General features: G+C 68.8%; 6 protein-coding genes and 1 pseudogene. 3 read left to right on the top strand and 4 right to left on the bottom strand.

Annotation, left to right across the window (positions count from 1 at the left end; translation table 11 throughout):
• Nucleotides 1–442: DUF3683 domain-containing protein (locus G3N92_RS29795; protein ID WP_206131151.1), on the bottom strand; the 442-nt coding region annotated here is incomplete at its 3' end.
• Between G3N92_RS29795 and G3N92_RS35585 the strand changes: the two are divergent.
• The 3 genes and pseudogenes from G3N92_RS35585 to queF form a co-directional block, all read left to right on the top strand.
• Nucleotides 413–749 (top strand): annotated as a pseudogene (locus G3N92_RS35585) (hypothetical protein); the annotation flags it as partial. The gene G3N92_RS29795 and the pseudogene G3N92_RS35585 overlap by 30 nt on opposite strands.
• 180 nt (nucleotides 750–929) lie before the next feature.
• Nucleotides 930–2,453 carry a threonine ammonia-lyase, biosynthetic gene (gene ilvA, locus G3N92_RS29790; RefSeq protein WP_241015101.1) on the top strand — a complete coding sequence of 508 codons (1,524 nt, stop codon included), beginning with the start codon at nucleotides 930–932 and terminating at the stop codon, nucleotides 2,451–2,453.
• A 17-nt stretch (nucleotides 2,454–2,470) separates the two neighbouring features.
• On the top strand, nucleotides 2,471–3,295 hold the full coding sequence (gene queF, locus G3N92_RS29785; RefSeq protein WP_206131150.1) for an NADPH-dependent 7-cyano-7-deazaguanine reductase QueF: 825 nt from the start codon (nucleotides 2,471–2,473) through the stop codon (nucleotides 3,293–3,295).
• A 76-nt stretch (nucleotides 3,296–3,371) separates the two neighbouring features.
• Here the strand turns inward: queF and G3N92_RS29780 are convergent, their stop codons facing one another.
• From G3N92_RS29780 to G3N92_RS29770, 3 genes are all read right to left on the bottom strand, one after another.
• On the bottom strand, nucleotides 3,372–3,758 hold the full coding sequence (locus tag G3N92_RS29780) for a RidA family protein (protein ID WP_206131149.1): 387 nt from the start codon (nucleotides 3,756–3,758) through the stop codon (nucleotides 3,372–3,374).
• 127 nt (nucleotides 3,759–3,885) lie between these two features.
• Nucleotides 3,886–5,361: a D-aminoacylase gene (locus G3N92_RS29775; RefSeq protein ID WP_206131148.1), complete on the bottom strand. Its 1,476-nt coding sequence runs from the start codon at nucleotides 5,359–5,361 to the stop codon at nucleotides 3,886–3,888.
• Nucleotide 5,362: 1 nt separating this feature from the next.
• Nucleotides 5,363–5,914: MurR/RpiR family transcriptional regulator (locus tag G3N92_RS29770; protein ID WP_206131147.1), on the bottom strand; the 552-nt coding region annotated here is incomplete at its 5' end.

Below are 5,914 nucleotides of genomic sequence, written 5' to 3'. Positions count from 1 at the left end.
GCGCGAACGATTCGACCGCGCCGCGCGCGGCCACCGTCAGCATCGCGACGCGCGAGGCGCGCTCGCGCGCCGCTTCGTCGCCGTGCTCGGACAGATCGGCCTGACGGCGCTTGTCGATCTCGGCCAGCCGGTGGCTGAGCGCATCGATCAGCATCTGGCGGCGCTTCGGGTTGTCGAGCAGGTCGTCCTGCAGGTACGGATTGCGGCGCACCACCCAGATGTCGCCGAGCACTTCGTACAGCATCCGCGCCGAGCGGCCGGTGCGGCGTTCGCCGCGCAGGTCGTCGAGCGCCGACCAGGCATCCTCGCCGAGCAGGCGAATGACGATCTCGCGGTCGGAGAACGACGTGTAGTTGTACGGGATTTCGCGCAGGCGCGGCGTCAGGTCGGCTGCGACGGCGGCTGCCGCGCCATGCGGATCGAAAACTTGTGGTGCGTTCATGTTCGGACGAGTCGGAGGGCCGGCCGTGCGGTCTGGGCACGGCTGAGGCATGCGCGTGGTGCGCGCGGATCTGGGGAAAATCTTCTGTTACCAGGCTCGCAAACTATGCGCGGGCGCCGTGCCATGCGTATGTACGCAAGGCCCCGGCCGGCCGATACCTGGCGGCGCTCGGAGCCATCAGCACGATCGCGCGCAGTGCGCGTGCCGAGCCGCCGAGGGACATGCTGCCCGCGGAGACGGCTTCAAATGGGCGGTCCGATACTGCCTTTGCATCTTCCGATCCTTGATTCAAAACGGAATTCTAACCCATGATCGGCGCGAGCGTGGACGCCTGAATCGGCCGCAATTCCCGGCCCGGCGGCGCGGCCCGGGAATTGCCCGCCCGTCCGGTCGGTCGTGAGGCTCACAGGCCCGCCGGGGCGGGGTTGGCGCTAAAATCCCGGTTTTCCCCGCTTTTGCCGCGCCGGCCGATACCCGCGCGACCGTCATGGCTGCTCACGACTACCTGAAGAAGATCCTCACCGCCCGCGTCTACGACGTGGCGGTCGAAACCGGCCTCGAACCGGCCCGCAATCTGTCCGCCCGCGTGCGCAACCGCGTGCTCCTCAAGCGCGAGGACAACCAGCCGGTGTTCTCGTTCAAGCTGCGCGGCGCCTACAATCGCATGGCGCACCTGTCCACCGAGGCGCGCGAGCGCGGCGTGATCACGGCCTCGGCCGGCAATCACGCGCAGGGCGTGGCGTTTTCGGCGGCGCGGCTCGGCGTGAAGGCCGTGATCGTGGTGCCCGTCACCACGCCGCAAGTAAAGGTGGACGCGGTGCGCGCCCACGGCGGCCCGACCGTCGAGGTGATCCAGTTCGGCGAATCGTACAGCGACGCCTACGGCCACGCCGTGCAGGTGCAGAACGAACGCGGCCTGACCTTCGTCCACCCGTTCGACGATCCCGACGTGATCGCCGGCCAGGGCACCGTGGCGATGGAAGTGCTGCGCCAGCATCAGGGGCCGATCCACGCGATCTTCGTGCCGATCGGCGGCGGCGGCCTGGCGGCCGGCGTGGCCGCTTACGTGAAGGCGATCCGTCCCGAAATCCGCGTGATCGGCGTGCAGACCGACGATTCCTGCGCGATGGCGCAATCGATCCGGGCCGGCGAGCGCGTGACGCTGGCCGAAGTCGGGCTGTTTTCGGACGGCACGGCGGTCAAGCTGGTGGGCGAGGAAACGTTCCGGCTGTGCCGCGAACTGCTCGACGACGTGATCACGGTGGACACCGACGCGCTGTGCGCCGCCATCAAGGACGTGTTCCAGGACACGCGCAGCGTGCTGGAGCCGGCCGGCGCACTGGCCGTGGCCGGCGCGAAACGCTACGCCGAGCAGGCCGGCATCGAGGGCGAAACGCTGGTGGCGATCACCTCCGGCGCGAACATGAACTTCGACCGCATGCGCTTCGTGGCCGAACGCGCCGAGGTGGGCGAGGCCCGCGAGGCCGTGTTCGCCGTGACGATACCCGAGGAACGCGGCAGCTTCCGGCGCTTCTGCGAACTGGTGGGCGAGCGCAACGTGACCGAATTCAATTACCGGATCGCCGACGAACGCTCCGCGCACATCTTCGTGGGCGTGCAGACGCGCCGCCGCGGCGAATCGGCCGAGATCGCCGCCACCTTCGACGCGCAAGGCTTCGTGACCGCCGACCTGACCGGCGACGAGCTGTCGAAGGATCACATCCGCTACATGGTCGGCGGCCGTTCGCCGCTCGCCCGCGACGAGCGGCTGTTCCGCTTCGAATTCCCCGAACGGCCGGGCGCGCTGATGAAGTTTCTGTCGTCGATGGCGCCGAACTGGAACATCAGCCTGTTCCATTACCGCAACCAGGGCGCCGACTACAGCTCGATCCTGGTGGGCCTGCAGGTGCCGGCCGCCGATCACGCGGCGTTCGACCGCTTCCTGGCCGCGCTCGGCTACCCCTACCACGAAGAAACCGCGAACCCGGCCTACCGGCTGTTCCTGGCCTGACCCACGCGAGACGATCGATGACGCCCGAACACTCCCCCCTCGGCAAGGCCTCGGCCTACACCACCGCCTACGACGCCTCGCTGCTGTTTCCGATCCCGCGCGCCGGCGCGCGCGAACAGATCGGCATCGGCGCGGCGCTGCCGTTCTTCGGCACCGACATCTGGAACGCCTACGAACTGTCGTGGGTCAACGCGCGCGGCAAGCCGCAGATCGCCGTGGCGACGTTCTTCGTACCGGCCGATTCGCCGAACATCGTCGAATCGAAATCGTTCAAGCTGTATCTCGGCTCGTTCGCGCAAACGGCGTTCGACTCGGTCGACGCCGTGCGCGACACGCTCAAGCGCGACGTGTCGGCGTCCTGCGGCGCGACCGTGTCGGTGCAGTTGGCCTCGCCGTCGGCGTTCGCCAAGCTGAAGCTCGAGGAGCTCGACGGCCAGTCGCTCGACCGCCTCGATCTCGATACCGACATCTACCACCCCGATCCGTCGCTGCTGTCGGCCTCGCACGACGAATCCCCGGTGGAGGAAACGCTGGTGTCGGATCTGCTCAAGTCGAACTGTCCGGTCACCGGCCAGCCCGATTGGGGCAGCGTGCAGATTCACTACGTGGGCGCGCCGATCGATCAGGCCGGGCTGCTGCGCTACCTGATCTCGTTCCGCAATCACACCGGCTTTCACGAGCAGTGCGTCGAGCGGATCTTCGTCGACATCCTGCGCGAATGCCGCCCGGTGAAGCTGGCCGTGTACGCGCGCTACACGCGCCGCGGCGGGCTCGACATCAACCCGTTCCGCACCAACTTCAATCAGCCGATGCCCGACAACGCGCGCACCGCGCGTCAATAAGCGCAGCGCCAATGCAAAACGCGGCAGCGCGAGCCCTCGGTGGCCCGCGCTGCCGCGTTTTTTTATGCTGCCCGGCTTACTTGACGGGCGGCTTGTAGGCGATGCAATCCACCTCGACCTTGCAGTCGATGACCATGCTCGACTGCACGCAGGCGCGCGCTGGCGGATGCTCGCCGAAGTACGAGATGAACACCTTGTTGAACGACGCGAAATCGCGCGCGTCGTCGAGCCACACGCCGCAGCGCACGACGTGCTCGAGGCCGTAGCCGGCTTCCTTGAGGATCGCGATCACGTTCTCGATCGTCTGCTTCGACTGCGTGACGATGCCGCCTTCCACCACTTCGCCGTTGACCATCGGCGTCTGGCCCGACACGTACAGCCAGCCGTCGGCCTCGACGGCCTTCGCGAACGGCATCACCTGGCCGCCGGTTCCCTTCGCATCGCCCACTCCGTAACGCTTCATCGTTTTCTCCTTCGGTTTGCGGGTTCGGGCCGCGCGTTGGCCGCGCGGCCGGTTCGTCCGGCGCACGCAGCGCGCCGGTCATTTCGGTTCGAGCCGAGCCGGGACACGCCCGGCCGGATGGTGCGGATCAGAACGCCGCGTCGCTGAGCGCGCGCGTGCCGCGCTTCACGAAGCGCCCGGCGCGCGTGCCGGTGGCCGCGCCGTCGCGCCAGGACATGACGCCGTTGACCCAGACCGCGTCGATGCCGCGCGCCGGTTGCTGCGGCGCCTCGAACGAGGCGACGTCGATCACGGTGGCCGGATCGAACAGCACGAGATCGGCGTGAAAACCGACCTGCACCTCGCCGCGCTTGTCGAGGCCGAAGCGGCGCGCCGTCAGCGACGTCATCTTGCGCACGGCTTCCTCGAGCGGCAGCAGCTTCTCGTCGCGCGCGTAGTGGCCGAGCACGCGCGGGAACGCGCCCCAGAGGCGCGGATGCGGCAGCGGATCGTTCGGCAGGCCGTCGGAGCCGACCATCGTCGACGGATGCGAGAGGATCCGCCGCACGTCGTCCTCGGACATGTTGTGATACACCGCGCCGGCCGGCTGCAGGCGCCGCGCCGCGTCCTGCTCGCTCACGCCCCATTCGGCCGCGATCGCGGCGATCTTCTTGCCTGCCATCTCGGAATGCGGCTCCGACCACGTGATCGTGATCTCGATATCGCCGCTGACCTGCTTGACGTCGAGCGTCGACGAGCTGCGGCTGTACGGGTAGCAGTCGCAGCCGACCGGCTGGATGCGGCGCGCCCGGTCGAGCGAGGCGAGCACCTCGGCGCTGCGCCCCCAGTTCGACGGCCCGGCGCACTTCAGATGCGAAATCACCACCGGCACGCGCGCATGGCGGCCGACGCGATACGCCTCCTCCATCGCGTCGAGGATCGCGTCGAATTCGGTGCGCATGTGCGTGGTGTACAGCGCGCCGGCCAGCGCGAGCGGCTCGGCCAGCGCCATCACCTCCTCCACCGGCGCGGCGAACGCCGAACCATAGGCAAGGCCCGAGCTGAGCCCGAGCGCACCGTTCAGCAGCGCTTCTTCGAGCTGCAGGCGCATCGCGGCGATTTCCTCGCTGCTGGCCGCGCGGTCGAGCCGGTCCATCTGGTTGTTGCGCAGCGCCGTGTGGCCGACCAGCGCGGCCACGTTGACGGCCGGCTGCGCCTGGTCGACCGCTTCGGCATACGCCGCGAACGTCGGGTAGCGGAACGCCTCGCGATCGCCGAGCAGGTTCATCGGATCGGGCGGATCGCCGCGCAGCGCCACCGGCGACGCGCTGATCCCGCAATTGCCGACCACCACCGTGGTCACGCCCTGCGAGATCTTCGGCAGCATCTGCGGCGCGCGGATCACGTGCGTGTCGTCGTGGGTGTGGACGTCGATGAAGCCCGGCGCGAGCACGCGGCCGTTCGCCTCGATCACGTCCTCGGCCAGCCAGCTCGACAAATTGCCGATCGCCACGATGCGGCCGTCGCGGACGGCCACGTCGCGCTGCGCGGGCGGCGCGCCGGTGCCGTCGATCAGCACGGCGTCGACGATCAGCGTATCCGCGACTTCGGGATGGGAATGCATGTCAGTCTCCGAGGGGTTGTCGGTCGCCGCCGCCGCGGTGCACGTCGAGCGCGTGCTTCATGCGGCGCAGCGTCTCGCGGCAGCCGTCGCCGAGCCGCAGCGCGACCTCGGTGACGAGCACGTCGAGCGCCATCATCATCGCGTAACGCGAGGTGGACGGCTTGAAGATGAAATCGGTTTCGAACGCGACGACCGGAATCAGATCGTCGGCCAGTTGCGCGAGCGGCGAGGCGGGCGCGGTCAGCGCCACGATGCGCGCGCCGTAGCGCTTGGCCAGCGCGCAGCTTTCGAGCAGCTCGGGCACACGGCCCGTGACCGACAGCGCCACCACCACGCACTGCGCGTCGACCGTGCTGGCCACCATCCGTTGCAACAGCGCGTCCTGATAGCTCGCGACGGGGCGGCCGAAGCGCACCAGCCGGAAGCGCAACTCGTCGGCCAGCGCCGTGGAACCGCCGCCCTGCCCGTACACATAGACCATCCGCGCGCGCGCCAGCGCCTCGGCCGGCGCATCGAACGCGGTTTGCCGCAGCAGCGCGTGGTGGTGTTCGAA

Origin of the sequence: Burkholderia sp. Ac-20379 (assembly GCF_017104645.1) — a bacterium.
Lineage (GTDB): Bacteria > Pseudomonadota > Gammaproteobacteria > Burkholderiales > Burkholderiaceae > Burkholderia.
This window is presented reverse-complemented; position numbering and strand designations above follow the sequence as displayed.

Excerpts from the sequence above, each read along its gene's own strand:
- ilvA (WP_241015101.1), top strand. The coding sequence starts at position 930 with ATGGCTGCTCACGACTACCTGAAGAAGATCCTCACCGCCCGCGTCTAC.
- queF (WP_206131150.1), top strand. The coding sequence starts at position 2,471 with ATGACGCCCGAACACTCCCCCCTCGGCAAGGCCTCGGCCTACACCACC.
- G3N92_RS29780 (WP_206131149.1), bottom strand. The coding sequence starts at position 3,758 with ATGAAGCGTTACGGAGTGGGCGATGCGAAGGGAACCGGCGGCCAGGTG.
- G3N92_RS29775 (WP_206131148.1), bottom strand. The coding sequence starts at position 5,361 with ATGCATTCCCATCCCGAAGTCGCGGATACGCTGATCGTCGACGCCGTG.